The sequence below is a fragment of the Devosia sp. MC521 genome (assembly GCF_014127105.1).
In the GTDB taxonomy this organism is placed as follows: domain Bacteria; phylum Pseudomonadota; class Alphaproteobacteria; order Rhizobiales; family Devosiaceae; genus Devosia.
Genome location: NZ_CP059902.1, coordinates 2,319,736 through 2,341,754, shown reverse-complemented (window position 1 = coordinate 2,341,754; position 22,019 = coordinate 2,319,736). Strand labels below are relative to the sequence as shown.

Below are 22,019 nucleotides of genomic sequence, written 5' to 3'. Positions count from 1 at the left end.
GTGAAGAGCGCTATTAAGAAGAGTCCCAAGGGGACGAAGTACCTCCTTTTAGCTACTGTGGCCTTAAGCTGCCAAATGGTAGCTTCTTCCGCATGGGCCCAAGAAAAGGGGCAGTTATTCGCCACTGAAGAAGATGGCTTTGCCCGCCTCATACTCAGCTTTCCAAACTTGGATGCATTGCCTGCATACTCGATGAAAATCGATAATGGCGTGCTCTCGATTCAGTTTGAAGAACAGGTCGATTTAGTGCTGCCCGATGTCGGCACGACTATGCCAAACTACCTTTCTGTGGCGCGGGTCGATCCCGACCGACGCGGTCTGCGGGTTGGGCTAAAAAACACCTACAACTTCAATCATATAGAGGCAGGCGAGAAGCTTTTCGTCGATCTCATGCCCTCCAGTTGGCAGGGGATGCCGCCACCACTCCCGCAAGAGATTGTGGACGAGTTGGCCGAGCGCGCCCGCCAGGCTGCGGTAAAGGCCGAACAAGACCGTAAGGCCCGCATGGCTGCAGAGCTAAATCCAACCGCTAAAGTGCGCATTGGTACTGCTGCTACCTTTACACGTATTCAGTTCGACTGGTCCGTACCCACTGACGCTAACTTCGTTCAGAAGGGCGAGCTGGGCGCTATCAATTTTGAATGGCCAGTTGAGATCGATGTTTCTCAAATTATCGACCAACTCCCCGAGCAGCTGGCCTCGATTGCTACGGGCTATTCGCTTGACGGTTCGGTCGCGTCACTCCGTTTCGCCGAAGGCGTTGAGCCTCGGTTCTATGCCATTTCGTCCAGCCAGTATGTCTTAGATATCGATACAGGTGGCATTGATCTGCCTGCGTTAACGGCGACCGCGCTCGCCGATGAGGCGGCAAAAACTGCGCAGGCAGAGGCACAGGCGTCACGGCCGCCAGAGCCTACTATCTCGGCTTTGCAGGCAACTCCGGCCGAGACGATCACGCCTTATGTCAACGTTCTGGGCAACACGGTACGCGTCGTCTTTCCGTTTGAGAGAGATATTCCGGCGGCGGTATTCCGTCGCGGCGACAGTGTGTGGCTCATTTTTGATACCGTCTCGGGCATCGGTACGCCGGCCTACTCATCTGACCTCGAGGCTATTACCGACGACTATGCTGTGTTGACATCTGGTGACACGCAAATCGTCCGATTGGATCTTTCTCAGGAGCGCCTCGCGACTATCGGCTCGGAAGGCATGGCATGGGTATTGTCGCTTGGTGACATGATGCTGAGCCCGACTGAGCCAATGGCACTCAGCCGTCGTCGCGACGATATTGGATCGTTCGAGATGGTGGCTGATATCGCGCGCCCGGGGCGTATCCACCAGTTTCAAGACCCGATTGTGGGCGATACGCTATCCGTCGTTACGGCCTATCCACCAGCACGCGGTTTAACGCGCACACTGGACTATGTTGATTTCACAGCACTGCGCAGTGTTCATGGTCTGGTCGTCAAGCCGAAGTCATCTACAGTGACGGTTGCGCTTGAGGATAGTTATGCGGTTGTCTCCGAAGCGACTGGACTGACCGTTTCGGCGCTTGATACGCTCCGAAATATCGGAACGTCCAGCGAAGTCATGGACCGCAGTGGGTTTATCGATTTCGGTACCCTCGAACATAAAGATCCCTTCGTGTTCACCGAGCAGCGCGATCGACTGGAAATGGCTGCGGCATTGACACAGGGCGCGGAGCGCGACGCGGCGCGTCTTAACCTTGCGCAGTATTACATCGCCAACCAGTTCGCGGAGGAGGCTTTAGGGGTCATCCGTCTGCTTGAAGAGGAGCAGGTCGACGAGGCGTTGACCCGCGAAATGCGCACGACGGCTGCCGTGGCGAACATCCTAGCTGAACGCTCGCTCGACGCGCTCAACGTTCTAAATTCTCCGTCGCTCGACCAAGATATCGACGCCAAGTTCTGGCGCACGATCGCGCGAGCGAATGCGGGTGATTTCCGTGGCGCGCGTTCCGATGCACTTGATGCTCAAGCCGTGCAGCAGAATTATCCCGAGTGGGCTCGCCGCGAGTTTCAATTGGCGACGGCACGCGCTGCGGTAGAGGCAGAAGACCCTGTGCTCGCAGAATCTGTGCTAGATGATTTGAACTTTGCGCTGCTGCCTGAACAGATGGCGTCTAATTATCTCATCGCCACAGCGCGCATGGCCGAGCTTAAGAACCGCCCTGACGAAGCGCTCGATATCTACGGTCAAGTCATTGCTTCAGAAGTGCGTCCGAGCCGTGCGGAAGCTGTATATCGCACGCTGCTACTGCTGGATAAGCAGGGGCGGCTGGACCTTGCAAAGGCAACGGAAACGCTCTCGTCGGAGATCATGCTTTGGCGTGGCGACAGGCTAGAGGCGGACATGCAGGCGCTGCTTGCAAGCTTGTATTTCCGCAACGGGGATTATCGCCTTGGTTTCGAGGCGGTGCGCAATGCGATCTCGCATTACAACGAGAGTCCAACGCTTAATGCGCTACGCGACGAAGCGCAGGAGACGTTCAGCGATCTGTATCTCAATGGTGTGGCCGACTCCATCGGCCCGATCGAAGCGCTGAGCATATACTACGACTTCCAGCACCTGACGCCGCCAGGCGCGCGTGGTGACGAAATGATCCGCAATCTGGCGCGTCGTCTCGTGCGGGTGGATTTGCTTCCCCAGGCAGCCGAACTCTTGCGGTATCAGCTGGATAATCGCCTGCGTGGGGCAGCGCGTGCTCAGCTGGGCACGGACCTTGCTGTGATTTATCTGGCGGACCGTCGTCCGCAGGATGCCATGCGCGTATTGAACGATACGCGTTTGCCAGATCTGCCCGATAGCTTGCAGCGCCAGCGCCGCATTCTGGAAGCGCGCGCTATGATCGAGGCTGGGCGCGATGTGCTGGCGCTCGATCTTGTCCGCATGCTGAGTGGCAAGGATGTGGACATGCTCCGCATCGACGCGCATTGGAAAGCGAAGCGTTATTCGCAAGCGGGCGAAATGATCGAAGCCATTTATGGTAATCGTCCCGAAGGCACTCCGCTCGATGCGGCCGCGCGCTTGAACCTTGTGAAGGCGGGTGTTGGCTATGTTTTGGCCAATGATAAGTATGGTGCATCGCGCTTGCGCACAAAGTTCAGCGATGAAATGGTCGGTGCTCCAGAGTGGGCGATGTTCGATTATGTCACTGGCCCGATCCAAGCGAGCTCGCTGGAGTTCAAGAAAGTTGCGGCTGAAATTGCTGCGATTGATAGTCTCACAGCATTCCTGACCTCTTACCACGAGACCTATGGCGGGGAGGGGGCCTTGACGCCTGCTACCGCTACCAAGGTGGATGCAGGAATGGCGTCGCGCTAAACGAGCGACCTTGAACCAGTAACGCCGCGGCCTCAATCCAGGCCGCGGCGTTTTCATTTTGAGCGCATAGTTAGGCTTTTAGGGCGGCGAGCACGTGCCTCCCTTTGATGTGCTCCAATATGAGCAGATAAGGCGCCGACCAGCGCTAAGGCTGTGACCGTGCCGTCGGTTGTTTGACACAGGAAATAAAAAACGCCGCGGCTTTCAGTGAAGCCGCGGCGTTACAAATTCCAAGGTTCGGCTTGGCTACGTGCCAAAACTTCGAACAAGTGACCCGGCAACGAGATACCAGCCGTCGACCAGTACGAAGAAAATGAGTTTGAAGGGGAGTGAGATCGTTACCGGCGGCAACATCATCATACCCATGCTCATCAGAACTGAAGCGACCACCATGTCGATGATGACGAAGGGCAGGAAGAGTAGGAAGCCGATTTCAAATGCCCGCCGCAACTCAGAAATCATAAACGCTGGCACGAGCAGATGCAGAGGAATTTCTTCTACGGTTTCAGGGACTTCGGCTGACGTTAGGTCGTAAAATAGAGAGAGGTCTTTGTCGCGCACGTTGAAGCGCATGAACTCGTGGAGCGGTGCTGCACTTCTCTCGAAGGCCTCGGCGACCTCGATTTCACCGGCCATCAGTGGCGCTATGCCCTGGTCGTAAGACTGCTGCAGCGTCGGTTGCATGATGAAAAGTGTCAAGAAGAGCGCCAGCGAGATCATCACTGAGTTCGGCGGCGCAGTCTGTAGGCCAATGGCTGTGCGGAGAAGGGAAAGTACCACAACGATGCGCGTGAAACTCGTCACCATGACGAGGATCGAGGGCGCTAGCGATAGCAGTGTGATCATGCCGATCAGCTGCACAGCGCGTTCCGTGAGGGTCGTTTCGTCCCCGAAGTCTATCGAGACGTCTTGAGCGTAGCCTGTGGATGTCGCGGCAACTAAAAAGCTGCCAGCGAAGATCACTGGCAGCCAGATTTTCCATCCCCAGCTGCGTGCTGGTTTAGCTGCGATTTGCATCTTTTTTAGTGTCATTATCAAGCGACGCATTCCCGCCCAAATCGGTGTCAGCGCCTTCTTTATCTGAGTCGACAGCCTTAACGGTCGAATAATCCGAGGTTTGCGACGTGGAATCTTCGTCTCCCTTGCGGAGAGGGCGCAAAAGACCGGTGTGGCGCAGCGACACATGACCCTTCTTGTCCGATGGGTGACCTGCACGTTGCAACTGCTCAAGTACAGTACCTGGCGCGGCCGTCACTAGAGGCTCCGGAGAATCGGTCTGTGCGACATCCGGCGATGCTGTTGGTTGGGCAGGGGGTGTCATTCGGCGCCCGGCTGAAGGTGACAAGCCGCGTCGCGAAGGGACCGCGACTGGGTGTTCAGGCGCCGAAAAACCCGCTTCTACGACGATGTCCTGGGTGCCACCAATGAGGATGAGATGCTCGACATCGTCACGGCGCACAATGAGCAATTGTCTTTTCTGATCAACATTTAACGTGTCGATGACGGCGAGTCGCTTGTTGCGACCGCGTACTGCTTTGCCTGATGCATTGCTGATGAACTTGAGTAGCCAGCTTACCAGCAGAATAAGGACGAGGACGATGGCAAGCGCGAGCACGGCGGTAACCACCGTATTGCCGCTGCCTCCGAAGAGGCTGGTGATAAACTGCAAGGTCGAAACTCCCATTTTGTCAGGCACGTAAGGCGATAGTCCGATTTGTATTTAAGGGCAAGATCGGCCTTTTGATGGGTAATTATTGCCGCATATTGCTGTCAGCAAAGCATTTTGCGACCAAAATTAACCATTTGTTAACCCTAAAATCGGCAAGAAGTGCCCATTAACAACTGCGGAGTCGGGAAATGGGACTGATGGACATGCCGGTGTTTTCAGCACTGACCGATAAAATGCGTTGGCATCAAAGCCGACAAGGATTGCTCGCAGAGAACGTCGCGAATGCCGAAACACCCGGTTATCGCGGTCGAGATCTTGCGCAGTATGACTTTGCTAAAAGAGCAAAGCAAATGAGTTCAGCTTCGATCTCCACGATCGCAACCCAGCCTATGCACATCGTTGCATCTTCAGAAGGCGGTCAGTTCGCAGCCCAGCGAATGGCAAACTTCGAAGTCACACCCGAGGGCAATGGGATCACGCTCGAGGATGAGATGATGAAAGTAACAACCAACATGATGGACTACCAAGCGGCGACGTCGCTGTATCAGAAGTCGGTCCGTATCCTGCGCGTGGCGCTGGGTAAGAACGTTTGAGGTAGATCATGGATTTTAATTCATCACTCAAGATCGCCGCTACTGGACTGCATGCTCAGACAGCGCGCATGCGCGTCATAGCAGAGAATATCGCCAATGCGGACTCGGCTGGCAAAGCGCCGGGTGAGGACCCCTATCGTCGGCGGATCCCAACATTCCACGCTAGCTTTGATGCTGAAGTGGGCGGACGCATCGTCGAGGTTGGCCGGTTGGCGTTGGACCAATCCGACTTCATTCCACGCTACGAGCCAAGTCACCCTGCTGCAGATGAGAGTGGCTACGTTCAGTATCCAAACGTGAACAGCATTATTGAGACCGCGGACATGAGGCAGGCGCAGCGTAGCTACGAAGCCAATCTCAACGTTGTCACGGTCACACGTCAGATGCTCGGGCGCACCCTCGACATTCTTGGCGGTTAATAACCCTTTTTATTGGAGCTTTTGTTATGGCACTTACTACCCCACTAAATGCCGCAACTAGCGCTTATACCAACGCTAGCCGTCTCGTTACTATGCAGCCGCTGCCGATGACCGATCTGCAGGCGAACCTCGGTCCGAGCAACGACTTTGCGTCCATGCTGGCGAGCAATGTTCAGAGCGTGCTCGACAAAGGTCAGACTTCGGATGCACTGGCCATTGATATGGTCAATGGCAAGGCGAATGTCATCGATATGGTGACTGCGCTTTCTGAAACCGAAATGGCTATTGAAAGCATGGTCACCCTTCGGGATCGTGTGATTTCCGCCTACGAAGAAATCATGCGGATGTCGATTTAAGACTAAGTTTTGGGTAGCCCGGCCAAATTCAGAGCCGGGCTACCCCGAATTGCGCTACCCTAACGGCCTGATTCCACCGGAACCCTGTCATGTCTGGCGCAGAAACACTCGATATTGCTCAACAAGCGATTTGGGCTTTGCTCATCGTATCGCTACCATTGATGCTTGTTGGCCTTGCCGTCGGTGTTGTCATCGCGCTTTTCCAGGCGCTAACGCAAATCCAAGAACAAACGCTCGTCTTCGTGCCGAAGGTGGTGGCGATGTTCCTTACCATGTTGCTGATCCTGCCCTTTATGGGGGCGACCATGTCGGGCTTTATGGATAAAGTCGTCGACATGATTATCGTCGGGTTCTGAGGTGACGGTCAGCCTAAATTGGCTGCCAGATGTGGCCTTTGCGTTCATGGTCTTGTTCGCACGCATCGGTGCGTTGCTGATGCTGATGCCTGCCCTCGGAGAGAAGACTATCCCGATGCGGCTTCGCTTGTGCTTTGCGCTAGCGTTCACGTTTGTGGTTTTTCCCCTTCTTAGTCCCCTCATTCCCGCTATGCCGACTGACTTAGGCGCTGTCGTCGGCCTGTTGCTGCATGAACTGGCTATTGGGCTGATCATCGGCGGGATTATTCGCATCACGACAATGGCAACCCTAGTGGCGGGGACCATTGTGGCGTTCCAAACGGGTCTATCGGGTGCGCTCGGAGCTGACCCCGGCCAAGCTGGTGCGCAAAGCGCCGTGTTTGCGAATTTTCTGTCTTTTTTGGGTTTGGCGCTCATCTTTTCGACAGACCTGCATCATCTTGCTCTTGCCGCGATTTATGACAGCTACGGCGTCTTCTCCATATCTGCCCCGATGATGTTTGAAGACTTTATGCAGCTTGCCCTGCAAACCGTGGCGAGTGCTTTCGCAGTGGGCGTACAGATGGCAGCGCCGTTCATCGTTTTCGGCCTGGTCTTTAACCTTGGCTCGGGCATCCTCGCGCGTCTCATGCCTGCGTTGCAGGTGTATTTCGTGCTTATGCCTGCCAATATCTTGGTCGGCATCCTGCTCCTCTTCCTTCTCCTCTCGATGATGATGGGCTGGTATCTCACCGCCTTCGAAGAGCATCTGACGATGTGGCGAGGCTAAGAGATGTCAGACGAGGATAAAGACTCCAAAACCGAAGACCCCTCCCAGAAAAAGCTCGATGACGCACACAAAAAGGGTGATGTCGCGAAAAGTCAGGAGGTCACCTCCTGGTTTATGCTCATAGGCATCACCGGCGTCTTCGCCTCGGTCTCGCCTTGGGTTGCCAGCGAGCTCAACACGTCACTCAGTCTTGTCCTGATGAACGTTGATCAGATCGACATCAGTGCCGCTGGCTTTTCTGATTTCATCAGTCGCTTAGTTTATTCTGTCCTCGGGGTCATGTTGATCCCGCTTATAATTCTGTTTGCCTGCGGCGTGCTGGCGAATTTGGTACAACACAAGCCGGTTTGGTCCGCGCAGCCCATCACGCCCAAGCTATCCAAAATTTCTCCATTAGCAGGGGCAAAGCGCCTGTTCTCTTCTGAAGCTCTGGTGAACTTCGGCAAGGGGCTCCTTAAAATCATCATTGTTGGCGCCGTCGTGGTGGCAGTGTGTTGGCCGGAACGCGACCGACTGGACACGATGATGACCGCTGATCCGCTCGTTATGCTCTTGGATTTTCAAGAACTCGGCGTGAAAATCCTCGGCGCAGTTCTGATTGTCGTGACGATTATCGCTGGTGCGGACTACTTCTACGTGCGTCAGAAGTGGTGGAAGCGTCAGATGATGTCCGTTCAGGAAACGCGCGAAGAGTATAAGCAGCAGGAAGGCGATCCGCATGTGAAGGGACGCCTGCGTCAGCTGCGGCAAGAACGGTCTCGTAAGCGCATGATGGCGCAGGTCCCTAATTCTACCGTGGTTATCGCAAACCCTACGCACTTTGCGGTGGCGCTAAAATACGATGCTAAGATGGCTGCGCCAATTTGCGTCGCCAAGGGCGTTGATGCCGTTGCTCTGCGCATTCGTGCCTTGGCCGAAGATAGGGACGTGCCTGTGGTTGAAAACCCACCCCTCGCTCGCGCGCTCTATGCCACTGTGGATCTTGATGAAACCATTCCAATCGAGCACTTCAAGGCTGTTGCTGAAGTCATCGGTTTCGTGATGGGGCTGAAAAATCGGCGTGGAGGTTGGCGTCCGACGCGGTAGATTGACTATGAAGATTAACTCCTTCGGGCTCCCAACACCGGCCCCCATTTGCTAATCCTTTTTTAATTGTCTCGATTCGGGACGTTGGAGCACGTAATTATGGCAAGGACGCCGCTCGGCGAGCATAGCTATCCCGAACCCGTCCTCGACGCTGCGCGTGGCGGAACGGGATTGTGGCGCGTTATACTACTCGGCGCGGCGCTGATTGCGGCGGCGGTTGTGTTTTCTCTCTTCGGGGAACGCATATCGCCCGAGATTGTGATGAGTTTCGTTGGGCTGCTAGCTGTAGCGGGTGTGTTTTTCCTGTTCGGGCTTGCGGCCAATCTCTTCCGCTTCGCCTCAACCGAAGAACGCCGTACCGTCAATCATGCTCTGGTCGATAGCATGCCCTTTGGCGTGCTGATTGCTGACCGTGATGGCAAGATTTCATATGTGAACCACCATTATGGTAGTTTCCCCGGCGGCGTCACCAATGGTGTCCCTGTTGGCGTACCGCGCCTTTTTGCGGGTTATGCCGATGCGAGCGAGGCGGTTTACCGACTGTCGCGCGCTGCCAAGGAAGGCCGAAATGCCATCGAAGACATTCGAATTCCGGGTGGCCTCGGTGGTTCTCAGGCTGAAGCCAATCGTGTTTTCTGGTATCGTGTCGCAGTGCGTCCGCTCCCTGCTAGTGACGAAACGACCAAGCCTTTAGTCACTTGGTCGGTAGAAGACATTACGCGTGATCGCGAAAACAACGAGACGGCGTTCCGCGATCTGCAGCGCGCCATTGACTATCTTGATCACTCGCCTTCCGGTTTCTTCTCTGCCGATGCCCAAGGCCGCATCCAGTATCTCAACTCGACGTTGGCGGATTGGCTGGGCTATGATTTGGCCGAGTTTAATGTCGGCCAGTTGGCGCTATCGGACATTGTCCGTGGAGACGGTGCGTCGCTGCTGATGCGTGGTCGTGGCGATGGCGAAATTCGCACGGAGATCATCGACATTGATTTCGTGCGCCGCAATGGCACGACATTGCCGGTGCGTCTGTTGCACCGTGCTGCGCGCTTGGCCGATGGCGAACTCGGGGAAACCCGCACGTTGGTGCTCGATCGCTCCAGTGCTCCAGACAATGAAGAAGCGCTACGCGCCGCTGAAGTGCGCTTCTCGCGCTTCTTCAACGATACGCCATTTGCGATTGCGACCCTTGATGGGGAAGGGCGGATTGTCCGCACCAATGCACCATTCAGCCGTATCTTCCAGTGGTCGGGGGAGGCGCAAAGTCTGGAACTGCATCCGGTCGTGGACTTAGTCGATGGCTCCAGCCGCGACAAGCTGGTGAAGGCCATTGCCGACGCTATGTCGGGGCGGTCGGCCGTCGAGCCTGTAGATGCGACGCTCAATATGGAAGGCGATCACGCGGTTCGCCTTTATATCTCCGCTTCGGAACTCAGTGCTGGTTCGCCTGAACAGGTGAACGTCTACGCGCTTGATATGACGGACCAGCGCAAGCTCGAAGCGCAGTTTGCGCAAAGCCAGAAGATGCAGGCGATTGGTCAGTTGGCAGGCGGCATTGCCCACGATTTTAACAATCTCCTCACCGCTATTATTGGCTTCTCCGATCTGCTCTTGCTCAAGCACAAGTTGGGCGATCCATCCTTTAATGAGCTGATGCAGATCAAGCAGAACGCTAATCGCGCGGCCGGTCTTACCCGGCAGCTCTTGGCTTTCTCGCGCCGCCAGACATTACGGCCGCAGGTGCTTGAATTGCCGCTGATCGTTGATGATTTGACGGTGCTGTTGAAGCGCATGATTGGCGAAAAGAACCAGCTGGCCGTCGATCATGGCCGTGATATTTGGCCGGTTCGCGCTGACGTGGTGCAGCTAGAGCAGGTTATTATCAATCTCGTTGTTAACGCCCGTGACGCTATGCCAAATGGCGGCTCGATCACAATTCGCACCAGCAATGTGGGCGAGATCGACGTTGTTTCCATGCGCCACGAAGGCATGCCGGCAGCCGATTACGTGCTCATCGAGGTGGAAGATACCGGTACCGGTATGAGCCCGGAAATCCTGCAGAAGATTTTCGATCCTTTCTTCACCACCAAGGAACTAGGCAAAGGCACCGGGCTTGGTCTGTCGACCGTTTATGGCATCGTCAAACAGACCGAAGGCTTTATCTATCCGGTTTCGACCGTCGGCGTGGGCACGACTTTCAAGATCTTCTTGCCGCGTCATGTACCGACGATTGAAGAAGTGCAGAAGGCAGCTATTGCGGCCGCCGTGCCAGCCAAGGACCTAACCGGTCACGAGCGTATTCTGCTCGTGGAAGACGAGGAAAGCGTCCGTGCCTTCTCCGCTCGCGCGCTGCGGGCGACCGGCTATGAAGTGCTCGAAGCCGATAGCGGGGAAGAGGCGATCTGGGTGCTCGAAGATCACAATTATGAGGTCGATCTGATCATCTCTGATGTGGTGATGCCGGAAATGGACGGTCCGACCATGCTCAAATCGATCCGTGGTAAGATCAAGAATCTCAAGATCATCTTCGTATCTGGCTATGCTGAGGAAAGCGTACGACGCGACATTGAGGACGATCAGAGTGTCGACTTCCTGCCAAAGCCTTATTCGCTCGACGACATCAATTCCAAGGTCAAGGAAGTGCTGCAGCGCCAGGACAAGCCGAATTGATCATGTAGTCTGAACAAAAAAGCCCGCTTCATGAGAAGCGGGCTTTTTACTGCGCGGGTGAGGGGATCAGTAGAGCCCCAAAACTTTCACGTCCTTGTCGGCATCGATCGCAACGCCATTGCGGAGCGGTAGACCGAACTGGGTCTCTTCGATTTCGAAGACGTCGCCGGGTTGAGTCGAAATCCCATCAGCAAAGCTCAGTGTTGCTGTCCCGAACATATGCACATGCACATCTCCTGGCTGGCAGAACAGATCGTATTTGAAGTGGTGGTATTCGAGATTGGCTATGGTGTGGCTCATGTTGTCCTCGCCGGAGAGGAACGGTTTTTGCCAGAGAACTTCGCCATTACGCAGGATGCGCGAGGTGCCCTCCACGTGCTTCGGTAAATCACCGACACGGATTTCAGGGCCAAATGAACACCAGCGCAGTTTCGAATGTGCGAGGTACAAATAGTTGATGCGCTCGGTGACATGGTCAGAAAACTCATTGGCCACAGCAAAGCCGATGCGGCGCGGATTGCCATCCGCATCGATCACGTAAATGCCGGCCATCTCCGGCTCTTCACCAGCGTCGAGGGTAAAGCTTGGGGACGGGATTGGCTGGCCGGGCCTCGCAACGATATTGCCATTGCCCTTGTAGAACCACTCTGGCTGGACGCCACGCTCACCGTCTTTCGGTTTGCCGTTCTCAAGTCCCATACGGAACATTTTCATGCTGTCGGTCAGCTCTTCGACAGGCTTTGAACCATTTGCCTTGTGCATAGCGTCGCGGGTTGCTGCCGAACCAAGGTGGGTTAGGCCCGTTCCGGTAACGTGCAAATGGGCGGCATCGGGGTGGTCAATGGGCGAAAGCAAGCGTCCTGCGGCGTAGAGCTGTGCCTTGTCGACGGTCTCACCAAGACCCACAGATTTCACCACTGCAGGGATGCCGCCTGCGGTGGAAAAAGCCTTCTGCGCCAAGGCGTAGACGCTCGTGATCTCGTTGAGGCGTTTGGTGACGCCTTCGAGCGTTACGCCCACAGCACGCGTGTTGTTGTCGTCCAAATATTGTATGAGATGCATATCAGTCCTCGGCTGAGCTTCCCCTGAGCGGGGGCATAAAACCCAAGCTTTTGGCAGCTGTCTAGCCATAAATCATACTTTTTAAAGTGACGCGACAGGCGCAGCAGAATCGCGGCAATTGGGCCCTGAACTGGCTGTCTCTCAAAAGTCTGGCTTTGTTCTCATTTTCGGCCTTGACTGAACGGGTACAAAATGAGAACAAATGCGATACAGATATCGCACATTGGCTAGATCCTCTCGTTGCAGTGACTTCGAGAGCGTGAAATAAGGAGACAGCATTATGGCAGCTTCGTCGCTTCGCGTTGTTGAAGGTGGATCTATGGACAAGGACAAGGCTCTTGCGGCCGCGCTGAGCCAAATCGAACGTAATTTCGGTAAAGGCTCAATCATGCGCTTGGGTGAAAACCAGGCGATTGAAGTTGAAGCTATTTCAACCGGTTCGCTGGGTCTCGACATCGCGCTGGGCATTGGTGGTCTGCCAAAGGGCCGTATTGTCGAGATTTTTGGTCCGGAAAGCTCCGGTAAGACTACATTGGCGCTGCATGTTATCGCGGAGGCCCAGCGTAAGGGCGGCATCTGCGCGTTTGTGGACGCCGAGCACGCACTTGATCCGGTCTACGCTCGTAAGCTTGGCGTGAATATCGACGACCTGTTGATTTCGCAGCCGGATACTGGCGAGCAGGCGCTTGAAATCACGGACACCTTGGTGCGCTCGGGCGCGATCGACGTGCTCGTCATCGACTCGGTTGCGGCTCTCACCCCTCGCGCTGAACTTGAGGGCGAAATGGGCGATAGCCTGCCGGGCCAGCAGGCGCGTCTGATGAGCCAGGCCATGCGTAAGCTGACCTCGTCGATTTCGAAGTCGAAGTGTCTGGTTATCTTCATCAACCAGATCCGTATGAAGATCGGTGTGATGTATGGTTCGCCAGAAACCACCACTGGTGGTAACGCGCTGAAGTTCTATGCGTCGGTTCGCTTGGACATCCGTCGTATCGGTGCTCTCAAAGATCGCGAAGAGATCGTTGGTAACCAGACCCGCGTCAAGGTGGTCAAGAACAAGCTTGCTCCGCCGTTCCGTCAGGTCGAATTCGACATCATGTATGGCGAAGGCATTTCCAAAACTGGTGAATTGCTCGATCTGGGTGTGAAGTCTGGTATCGTCGATAAGGCGGGCGCTTGGTTCTCTTGGGAAAGTCAGCGTCTGGGGCAGGGGCGTGAAAATGCCCGACAGTTCCTCAAGGATAATCCAGAAGTCGCCAACACCATCGAACAGGGTGTGCGCGAAAGCTCCGGCCTCCTCGGTGAAGTGCTCTTGGTGGCGGCCGGCGAAGACGACGCAGGTAGCGAAGACTAAGATTGAAATTGATTGCACTACCCCCGCTTCGGCGGGGGTTTTTGTTTTCCGGGGGGACGCTTTAGCTCAAATAATTGACAAAGCCGTCACAGCACTTGGGGCAAATGCGCCACTTGCTGAAAACTCGCCGGTTTTTCCCCGTCCAACGCTGGACACACAACGAGCCATCACGATAAATAGCCCCCAAATTTTCCTACTCGGGCGTCACTGCGCCCGCTCGCCATGAAAGCCTGTGTATGACCAGCGTAAACGATCTTCGTTCGAGCTTTGTCGACTACTTTGCACGCAATGGCCACGAAGCCGTTGCCTCGAGCCCGCTCGTCCCGCGCAATGACCCGACGTTGATGTTTACCAATGCGGGCATGGTCCAGTTCAAGAACGTCTTCACCGGCGTTGAAAAACGTCCTTACTCGACCGCGACGACGGCACAGAAGTGCGTACGCGCTGGCGGTAAGCACAACGATCTGGACAATGTGGGCTTTACCGCGCGCCACCACACTTTCTTTGAAATGCTCGGCAACTTCTCGTTTGGCGATTATTTCAAGTCCGACGCGATTGAATTGGCTTGGAACCTCCTCACCAAGGACTGGGCTCTTCCAAAAGACAAGCTGATGGTCACCGTCTATCAGGACGATGATGAGGCTATGGAGCTTTGGAAGAAGATTGCTGGTCTTTCTGAAGATCGCATTGTTCGCCTCGGCGCCAAGTCCAACTTCTGGCAGATGGGCGATACCGGCCCTTGCGGTCCGTGCTCGGAAATCTTCTATGACCACGGCGATAAGGTCTGGGGCGGCCCTCCGGGTTCTCCTGATGAAGATGGCGATCGTTGGATCGAAATCTGGAACCTTGTTTTCATGCAGTTCGAACAGCATGCCGATGGTTCGCGTACTGGCCTGCCACGCCCGTCCATCGATACCGGCATGGGTCTTGAACGTATCGCTGCAGTGATGCAGGGGGTTCACAACAATTACGATATCGACCTGTTCAAGGCGCTGATCTCGTCTGCCGCTCACGCAACCAATTCCGACATCAACGGTCCGGGCAATCGCTCGCTGCGCGTAATTGCCGACCACTTGCGTTCGATGAGCTTCCTCATTGCTGAGGGCGTTCTGCCATCCAACGAAGGCCGTGGCTATGTTTTGCGCCGCATCATGCGCCGTGCGATGCGTCATGCGACCCTTCTGGGTGCTAACGAGCCAGTGATCCACAAGTTGGTTCCAACTCTCGTGCGCGAAATGGGTCAGGCGTATCCAGAACTAAGTCGTGGCGAAGCTATGATCGCGGAAACCGTCCGTCTTGAAGAAGGCCGCTTCCTCAAGACCCTTGGCCGTGGCCTGCAGATTCTCGAAGCCGAAACCGCTTCGCTGGGCGAAGGCGACGTTCTCGCTGGCGCGACCGCGTTCAAGCTCTACGACACCTACGGGTTCCCACTCGATCTGACCGAAGACGCACTGCGTTCGCGTTCGATCACTGTTGACCAGGCAGGCTTTGATGCCGCTATGGCGCAGCAGAAGGCTGAAGCGCGCAAGAACTGGGCTGGGTCGGGCGAAGCGGGCACCGACACCGTTTGGTTCGGTCTTGCGGACAAGCTCGGCCCGACCGAATTCCTCGGCTACGAAACCGAAACTGCTGAAGCTGAGATCAATGTCATCTTGGTCGATGGCAAGGAAGTCACTCAACTCTCCGCTGGTCAGGACGGCATTGTCGTCGTCAATCAGACACCGTTCTATGGCGAAAGCGGCGGTCAGGTCGGCGATAGCGGCGTGATCAAGGCTGATGGCGTTACTGCCCTTGTCACCGATACCAACAAGTATCAGGGCGTCTTCGCGCACCGTGTCTCCGTCAAGGAGGGGGCGCTGAAGGTCGGTCAGGCTGTTGAGCTGGTTGTCGATCACACACGTCGTTCGGCGATCCGTTCGAACCACTCCGCGACCCACTTGCTGCACGAAGCGCTCCGCCTCGTTCTCGGTGATCACGTTGCGCAGAAGGGCTCGATGGTTTCGGCCGATCGTCTGCGCTTTGACTTCGTCCACACCAAGCCAATGACCCCACAGGAATTGGCAGAAGTTGAAGACATCGCCAACGCGATCATTCTCCAGAACACCCCAGTTGAAACACGCCTAATGGGCGTGGAAGAAGCCAAGGAATCTGGCGCGCGCGCTCTGTTCGGCGAAAAATATGGCGACGAAGTTCGCGTGGTTTCCATGGGTGAGCCTACCGGCAACGGTGTTGGCTGGTCCGTTGAACTTTGTGGCGGTACGCATGTGAAGCGTACTGGCGATATCGGCCTAGTGTCGATCGTTTCGGAAGGCGCAGTTGCCGCTGGTGTTCGCCGCGTGGAAGCACTCACCGGCACTGCTGCTCGTCATCGTGGCAACACCAATATCCAGTTGGTTTCCTCGGCTGCCGGTCTCCTACGTTCGGGGACCCACGAGGTTCTTGATCGCATTGAAGCTCTGCAGAACCAGCTTAAGAGTGCTGAAAAGGCTCTTGCTGATGCCCGTCAGAAGTTGGCGCTCGGCGGCAGCGGTGAGGGTGGCGGCGCGACCGAAACAGTCAATGGCGTAACCTTCGTTGGTCGCGTGGTTGAAGGCATTGCGGCTAAAGACATCAAGTCGGTCGTTGACGCTGAGAAGAAGCGTATTGGTTCCGGCGTGGTTGTCGTTGTCCTCAAGGGTGAAGACGGCAAGGGCACTGTTGCTATTGGCGTCAGCGAAGACCTCACCGCCAAGTACGCTGCAGGCACACTGATCAAGTCCGCTACAGTTGCTCTCGGCGGTCAGGGCGGCGGCGGTCGTCCGGATATGGCTCAGGGTGGTGGACCAGACGCTTCCAAGGCTGAAGACGCTGTGGCAGCCATCCGCGCGCTGCTCTAAGCGCGTCAGCTCGAAATACAAAAGCCCCGTCGTGAGACGGGGCTTTTTTCATGGCTACTGGCCGGTACGGAAGAAGAAGATGCGGGGCTTCCAGCGGATCGGTCTGCGGTCGCTGATGACGTTGAGGAGGCCAGCGATCACCACGATCACCATGCCGATGATAGCCACCCAATCCGGGTATTCGCCAAAGAAGAGTGCCCCAAATAGTATAGCCCAGATGAGCTGGCTGTATTGTACAGGGGCCACGATGTTGGCCGGTGTGACCTTCGTGGCTGCAATGACAAGTAGCCCGCCGAGCCCTCCGAGGAGGCCAATGCTGAGGAAGATCAGCATCTGTTCCCACGTTGGAATGACGAAGGTTGGGATCATCAACAAGCCATTGATGATCGCCGAATAGAGCACTTGCAGCCCGACAATGCTAACACGCCGCTCGCGGGGCGCCACATGGCGCAGAATGATGGTGGTGATCGAGCCAAGGAAGGCGCCGAACATCATAATGTAGTGGCCGGGTAGGACTTCACGCACGCCGGGACGGATGACCAATACAACGCCCAAGAAACAGAGGACCAGCAGCAGCCAACGCTGGATGGTGACGTGTTCCTTGAGAAACACCACTGAAAGTATGGTGACGAATACAGGTGTGGTGAAGCCGATCGCATAGACGTCGGCAAAGGGAATATGCGTGAAAGCGTAGACTACGCAGGCGCTCCCCGTAATTGCCGTCGCGCAGCGGAGGTGCAAAAGCCAAGGGTGGTGGAGCTTGTATATGTCGCGAAAACGCTCGCCTTCTTTGCGGAGCATCAAAGGGATGATGGAGAATATGGCCGTAAAAAACGCGACTTCAAAGACGGATATGCCAGAGCCGATCACTTTGATCAGGGCGTCGCTCATCGAGAAAACGGCGTAGGCGACAAACGCAAGTAGGACGCCGATAGGCATCAGGATCACTCAGTGAAAAAAGGGAGATTCGGTAGACGTAACTACCATACGAGTGAAATCTTACTCCGTCACTCACGGAGTGCGCCGCTTTGTATGATTTTTCAGGAAGGTGATGAAGATAGGGAGCGGTTACGTTGCGTCGGGAGGTGAAAGGTATTTAATGAAAGTTGTTTAAGTTCTCCGTCGCTGGTTCGGCTTTGCTTTCAAATTGAAGTTGCGTGTTACTTTATTGGCTTCTGTTAGTGGTTAGTTTGACTTGTGATGGCGTGGTCTATTGCTATCAGTTTAGTTGTTTGCCTATTTTCGTCTCTGGGTGCGAAGCATAGTGCAGGGCTGGTTTCGGTTCTGCCTCGTGAGGAGAGCCTAGATTGAACTTGATTAAACTCTTTTCCGGAGCTTGCGTCGCTCTGGCTATGGTTGTTCCCGTAACGTCCGCGGAACAGGCCATTATTGTTTTGGACGGGTCCGGATCAATGTGGGCCCAAGTCGATGGAACGCCCAGGATTGGCATTGCTCGCGATACCTTGAGCGAAGTGCTTTCCACCCTGCCGGGTGAACTAGAGCTCGGTCTTATGACCTATGGTCACCGCGAAAAGGGAAATTGCGGCGATATCGAGTTGCTGGTGGCGCCTGCTTCTGGGACAGCGGCGGCAATCAATGCGGCTGCAGCGAAAATAAACCCTAAGGGCATGACGCCCCTCAGTGATGCTGTGCGCTTGGCTGCGGAAGAACTGCGCTACACAGAGGATGCCGCAACGGTCATTCTCATTACTGACGGGTTGGAGACCTGTGAGGTTGATCCTTGTGCGCTAGGCAATGAGTTAGAAGCGCAAGGCGTCAATTTCACGACGCACGTTCTGGGCTTTGGTTTGACCGATGAGGAAGGGCGACAAGTCGCCTGTCTAGCGGAGAACACAGGCGGCAAGTATTTCTCGGCTGATGACGGGGCAGGGCTGGTTGATGCGCTCGGCACAGCCGTTGCCGAAGTCGCCCAAGCTCCAGAGCCCGAACCTGCCCCAGTGGAGCATGAGTTTAATCTGGTGCCGCAGGCCGTATTGGCCGAGGGCGTGCCTTATCATAATGAATTGGGTCAGTTGGTCTGGGAGGTGCACGCAGTCGCTGCAACCGGTGTCGGTGAGCGTTTGCAAACCGAATATGACTCAGGGGCTAAGTTCAACGTTGAGCCCGGTGATTACTATCTGCGCGCCACTTTGGGCGGGGCGACGGTCGAGCAGAAAATCAGTGTTGGTGATGGTGAGTTGGCCGAGCCGGTGGTCAATCTGAATGCCGGTTTGGTGAAGGTCCGGGCCGTAACCTCGGAAGGCGAGGTTCCCAATAGCAATACGCAGATCCGCATCTCTTATGGTGATGACAGGTCTACTGAGTTTGGCGAAGGCACTTTCCGACTTCCAGCAGGACCGCTGGAGATGGAGGTGACCCATGACTCCGTCATCTACACCGAAGAGTTTTCTCTCACTGCGGGTGAAATATTAGAGAAGGACATCAATCTCCACGCGGGCTTTATGGAGGCCACGGCGATCTATGCCGAAGGCGTGGATGTGACCAGCAATCAGCTGCGGTATGGTTTGATGTCGGCCCGTAAATCCATCGACGGACGCCGTGAAGAGATCGACGTGGAATACGATACGTCGGCTAAATTTTATGCAGCGCCAGGGGATTATATCCTAAAAACTGACTTTGAAGCTGTCAGCGTTGAGACCCCTATTACCATAGTCGATGGTGAGCGGCTGGACCTTGTGGTCAATCTCAATGCCGGGGTTGCGGCTTTCACTGCGCCGGGCGTAGAGCGCATGGCCATTTATGAAGCCGGGCTAGGTATCGATGGCACGCGCCGTGAGGTCACCACCAAGTATGACGTCGAATGGCAGTATGCCTTTGCCGAGGGCGACTATGTTGCCGTGGGGCAGTTTGCCGACGACGTTGAATATGAGGTGCCGTTCACTGTTATCGCTGGTGAACGTGTGGAGGTGGAAGTGTCTGAAGCTGCCGCCGCCGCTGCTGGGATTGCCGCTGATCAGCCAGCGTCGTCTGCCCCTGCGGCTGAGCCCACAGAGGGCAAGAAAAAGACGAAATAGATTGGTCGGTTTCAATCTGAGGAGGGCGCTCTATGGGCGCCCTTTTTTTCTGTGTGAGTGGATTAGGACGGCAGTCGAGGCCCGTTTTGGTGTTCGACCGTGCTTTAGTGAGGCCACAGGCGTCTTGGGCAGGGTGGCGTTTGTAGCGGTTGGTTCGCAGGACATGGCGGTGTGCCAGTGTTGCCTTTGGATGGTGCAAGTTTTTGGATTTGCGAATAAAAAAACGGCGCCGCAGGGGCGCCGTTCTGTGATTTTGTCTTGGAAGGGATTAGGCCTTAGCCATTGCCTTCTGAAGGTTTTCGTCGATCGCATCGAGGAAGCCGAGGGTCGAGAGCCATGGCTGATCTGGACCAACGAGTAAGGACAAGTCCTTAGTCATTTTTCCTTCTTCGATGGTGTCGACAACCACCTTTTCCAGAGTCAGCGCGAACTTGGCGAGTTCTGCGTTGTCATCGAGCTTGGCGCGGTGCGCGAGGCCACGGGTCCAAGCGAAGATTGACGCGGTCGAGTTCGTGGAGGTTTCCTTGCCCTGCTGGTGCTGGCGGTAGTGACGGGTCACGGTGCCGTGGGCAGCTTCAGCTTCAACGATCTTGCCATCTGGCGTCGCCAGAACCGAGGTCATCAGGCCGAGCGAGCCGAAGCCCTGTGCCACGATGTCGGACTGCACGTCGCCGTCGTAGTTCTTACAAGCCCAAACATAGCCACCGGACCACTTGAGGGCAGAGGCGACCATGTCGTCGATCAGGCGATGTTCGTACCAGATCTTGGCTTCTTCAAACTTCTGCTTGAATTCGGCGTCGTAGATTTCCTGGAAGATATCCTTGAAGCGACCGTCATAGGCCTTGAGGATGGTGTTCTTGGTCGACAGGTAGACCGGAACGCCACGGGCGAGACCATAGTTGAAGCTCGAGTAAGCGAAATCGCGGATCGAGTCGTCGAGGTTGTACATGGCCATGGCAACGCCAGAACCCGGAGCCTGGAAGACTTCGTGCTCGATGACGGTGCCGTCTTCGCCCGCGAACTTGATGGTCAGCGTGCCCTTGCCTGGGAAGGTGAAGTCGGTGGCGCGGTACTGATCGCCGAAAGCGTGACGGCCAACGATGATTGGCTGGGTCCAGCCTGGAACGAGGCGTGGCACGTTCTTGCAGATGATTGGTTCGCGGAAGATAACGCCGCCCAAGATGTTGCGGATGGTGCCGTTTGGCGACTTCCACATTTTCTTGAGGCCGAACTCTTCGACGCGCTGCTCATCTGGGGTGATGGTCGCGCACTTGATGCCGACGCCGTGCTTCTTGATCGCGTTTGCAGCGTCAATGGTCACCTGATCGTTGGTGGCGTCGCGGTTTTCGACCGACAGATCGTAATATTCGATGTCGAGGTCGAGGTAGGGATGAATGAGCTTGTCTTTAATGGCCTGCCAGATGATGCGGGTCATTTCATCGCCGTCGAGGTCGACGACCGGGTTGGCGACTTTGATCTTGCTCATCGAAAACTCCCTTAAAAGCATGATAGCGGCATCTTAGCCGCGCGTGAGTAAGCCGTATAACATCGGCCAATGAAAGAGCAAAGTTAGGCTCGGCAAGGGGGCATGCCGAGAAGTCTGTGTTCACTTCGGCGGAAGAATTTGGACTGAGGCGAGGCCCGTTTGCAACCAGAAGGCCAGCGTTTCCTCGTCTTCCAGCACATCGCCGGATACCAGAACGAAGCCGCCCATGGTGCGTCCGGTCATTTCCATGAGCGAAGTACCTTCGTGTTGGAGCGCTGTTTCCAGTCCGCTTTTTCCGACGCGGACGAGTATATTACCCTCTTTTCCGACCCAAAGCGCCATGTGGCCACGGACCATAAGGGCGGTGCCGCCGAACATTTTCTTCCTCGAGTAGACAAGGCTTGGCGGAATGATTGCGTCCAAGCGGTCGAGTAGCTCTTGCATGGCCATGCTCATGGCGCAGCTTTCTCGGGATAGGTTTCGTGGATGTGGAGGCCTTCTGGTAACCAGTCCCAAGGCTGGCGGCTGCGCCCGAAGAGTAGGTGTTTGGGCTTAAACCACTGATTATTGCCTGCGAAAATACCGACAGGTAGGATGCTGACGCCCGGAGCGCGAGAACTTTGGGCGTGGAGTGTGGTGCCGCACACCGGGCAGAAGTGGCGCGTGAAGCGCGCGCCGGAGGCGGCGTCACGGGTATAGGGCTTGGTTTCGCCGGTGAAGGAAATATCGTCTGCTGCCAAGAGCGCTATGCTGCTATGGCCGGTGCCAGTGACTGTCTGACAGTTCAGACAGGCACAGGTGAACATGGAAAGGATGCGACCGCTCGCCCTGACCGTGACAGCCCCGCAGTCGCAGCGTCCATTGGCTTCTACTATGGCATTATGCTGTACATCTTGTGGCATCTGGATAGGCTTGCATTTGGCATTTCGTGGCGCAAGGGGCCAAA

18 protein-coding genes are annotated in these 22,019 nt (G+C 55.7%); 11 read left to right on the top strand and 7 right to left on the bottom strand.

The features are described from left to right. Window positions 1–75: 75 nt before the first annotated feature. A complete protein-coding gene (locus H4N61_RS11255) occupies window positions 76–3,345 on the top strand; it encodes a hypothetical protein (RefSeq protein ID WP_182394040.1) in 3,270 nt (1,089 codons plus the stop codon). 246 nt (window positions 3,346–3,591) lie between these two features. Here the strand turns inward: H4N61_RS11255 and fliP are convergent, their stop codons facing one another. Together fliP and H4N61_RS11245 are read right to left on the bottom strand one after the other, a co-directional pair. After that, on the bottom strand, window positions 3,592–4,377 hold the full coding sequence (fliP, locus tag H4N61_RS11250) for a flagellar type III secretion system pore protein FliP (RefSeq protein ID WP_248305967.1): 786 nt from the start codon (window positions 4,375–4,377) through the stop codon (window positions 3,592–3,594). Further along, window positions 4,346–5,014, bottom strand: coding sequence for a flagellar biosynthetic protein FliO (locus H4N61_RS11245; RefSeq protein ID WP_182394039.1), 669 nt, complete (start codon window positions 5,012–5,014; stop codon window positions 4,346–4,348). The genes fliP and H4N61_RS11245 overlap by 32 nt, the downstream gene beginning before the upstream one ends. Before the next feature lie 188 nt (window positions 5,015–5,202). On the opposite strand from H4N61_RS11245, the gene flgB reads away from it, so the two are divergent. The 7 genes from flgB to H4N61_RS11210 all read left to right on the top strand — a co-directional run bounded on the left by flgB (window position 5,203) and on the right by H4N61_RS11210 (window position 11,260). Then, window positions 5,203–5,607, top strand: coding sequence for a flagellar basal body rod protein FlgB (flgB, locus tag H4N61_RS11240; protein WP_169195250.1), 405 nt, complete (start codon window positions 5,203–5,205; stop codon window positions 5,605–5,607). A gap of 8 nt (window positions 5,608–5,615) precedes the next feature. After that, window positions 5,616–6,026 carry a flagellar basal body rod protein FlgC gene (gene flgC / locus H4N61_RS11235; protein WP_169195251.1) on the top strand — a complete coding sequence of 137 codons (411 nt, stop codon included), beginning with the start codon at window positions 5,616–5,618 and terminating at the stop codon, window positions 6,024–6,026. Window positions 6,027–6,052: 26 nt separating this feature from the next. Next, window positions 6,053–6,382, top strand: coding sequence for a flagellar hook-basal body complex protein FliE (locus H4N61_RS11230; RefSeq protein WP_169195252.1), 330 nt, complete (start codon window positions 6,053–6,055; stop codon window positions 6,380–6,382). Window positions 6,383–6,471: 89 nt separating this feature from the next. Continuing rightward, the gene (gene fliQ, locus H4N61_RS11225) at window positions 6,472–6,738 is read left to right on the top strand and encodes a flagellar biosynthesis protein FliQ (protein ID WP_169195253.1); all 267 of its coding nucleotides are present in this window, start codon (window positions 6,472–6,474) and stop codon (window positions 6,736–6,738) included. A 1-nt stretch (window position 6,739) separates the two neighbouring features. Continuing rightward, window positions 6,740–7,507 (top strand): flagellar biosynthetic protein FliR, encoded by a 768-nt coding sequence (gene fliR / locus H4N61_RS11220; RefSeq protein ID WP_248306509.1) that lies wholly within the window; start codon window positions 6,740–6,742, stop codon window positions 7,505–7,507. A gap of 3 nt (window positions 7,508–7,510) precedes the next feature. Then, on the top strand, window positions 7,511–8,593 hold the full coding sequence (gene flhB / locus H4N61_RS11215) for a flagellar biosynthesis protein FlhB (RefSeq protein ID WP_182394038.1): 1,083 nt from the start codon (window positions 7,511–7,513) through the stop codon (window positions 8,591–8,593). A 99-nt stretch (window positions 8,594–8,692) separates the two neighbouring features. Beyond that, entirely contained in the window at window positions 8,693–11,260 is a 2,568-nt protein-coding gene (locus tag H4N61_RS11210; protein WP_169195255.1) for a cell cycle histidine kinase CckA, read from the top strand. A gap of 66 nt (window positions 11,261–11,326) precedes the next feature. On the opposite strand, the gene araD1 is transcribed toward H4N61_RS11210, so the two are convergent. Then, window positions 11,327–12,322: an AraD1 family protein gene (araD1, locus tag H4N61_RS11205; RefSeq protein WP_182394037.1), complete on the bottom strand. Its 996-nt coding sequence runs from the start codon at window positions 12,320–12,322 to the stop codon at window positions 11,327–11,329. Between the two features lie 280 nt (window positions 12,323–12,602). Between araD1 and recA the strand changes: the two genes are divergently transcribed. Both recA and alaS read left to right on the top strand, forming a co-directional pair. Continuing rightward, entirely contained in the window at window positions 12,603–13,676 is a 1,074-nt protein-coding gene (gene recA / locus H4N61_RS11200) for a recombinase RecA (protein WP_169195257.1), read from the top strand. A 236-nt stretch (window positions 13,677–13,912) separates the two neighbouring features. Continuing rightward, window positions 13,913–16,552 carry an alanine--tRNA ligase gene (alaS, locus tag H4N61_RS11195; protein WP_169195258.1) on the top strand — a complete coding sequence of 880 codons (2,640 nt, stop codon included), beginning with the start codon at window positions 13,913–13,915 and terminating at the stop codon, window positions 16,550–16,552. 54 nt (window positions 16,553–16,606) lie between these two features. Here the strand turns inward: alaS and H4N61_RS11190 are convergent, their stop codons facing one another. Continuing rightward, entirely contained in the window at window positions 16,607–17,491 is an 885-nt protein-coding gene (locus H4N61_RS11190; protein ID WP_169195259.1) for a DMT family transporter, read from the bottom strand. Between the two features lie 368 nt (window positions 17,492–17,859). Here H4N61_RS11190 and H4N61_RS11185 point away from each other — a divergent pair, with 368 nt between their 5' ends. Next, window positions 17,860–19,587 (top strand): VWA domain-containing protein, encoded by a 1,728-nt coding sequence (locus H4N61_RS11185; protein WP_182394036.1) that lies wholly within the window; start codon window positions 17,860–17,862, stop codon window positions 19,585–19,587. A 268-nt stretch (window positions 19,588–19,855) separates the two neighbouring features. Here H4N61_RS11185 and H4N61_RS11180 read toward each other — a convergent pair whose 3' ends face one another. The 3 genes from H4N61_RS11180 to H4N61_RS11170 form a co-directional block, all read right to left on the bottom strand. After that, window positions 19,856–21,073 (bottom strand): NADP-dependent isocitrate dehydrogenase, encoded by a 1,218-nt coding sequence (locus tag H4N61_RS11180; protein ID WP_182394035.1) that lies wholly within the window; start codon window positions 21,071–21,073, stop codon window positions 19,856–19,858. A 120-nt stretch (window positions 21,074–21,193) separates the two neighbouring features. Continuing rightward, on the bottom strand, window positions 21,194–21,529 hold the full coding sequence (locus tag H4N61_RS11175) for a TfoX/Sxy family protein (protein ID WP_182394034.1): 336 nt from the start codon (window positions 21,527–21,529) through the stop codon (window positions 21,194–21,196). After that, a complete protein-coding gene (locus H4N61_RS11170) occupies window positions 21,526–21,879 on the bottom strand; it encodes a GFA family protein (protein ID WP_182394033.1) in 354 nt (117 codons plus the stop codon). Before H4N61_RS11170 ends, H4N61_RS11175 begins: the two co-directional genes overlap by 4 nt. Window positions 21,880–22,019: the final 140 nt, after the last annotated feature.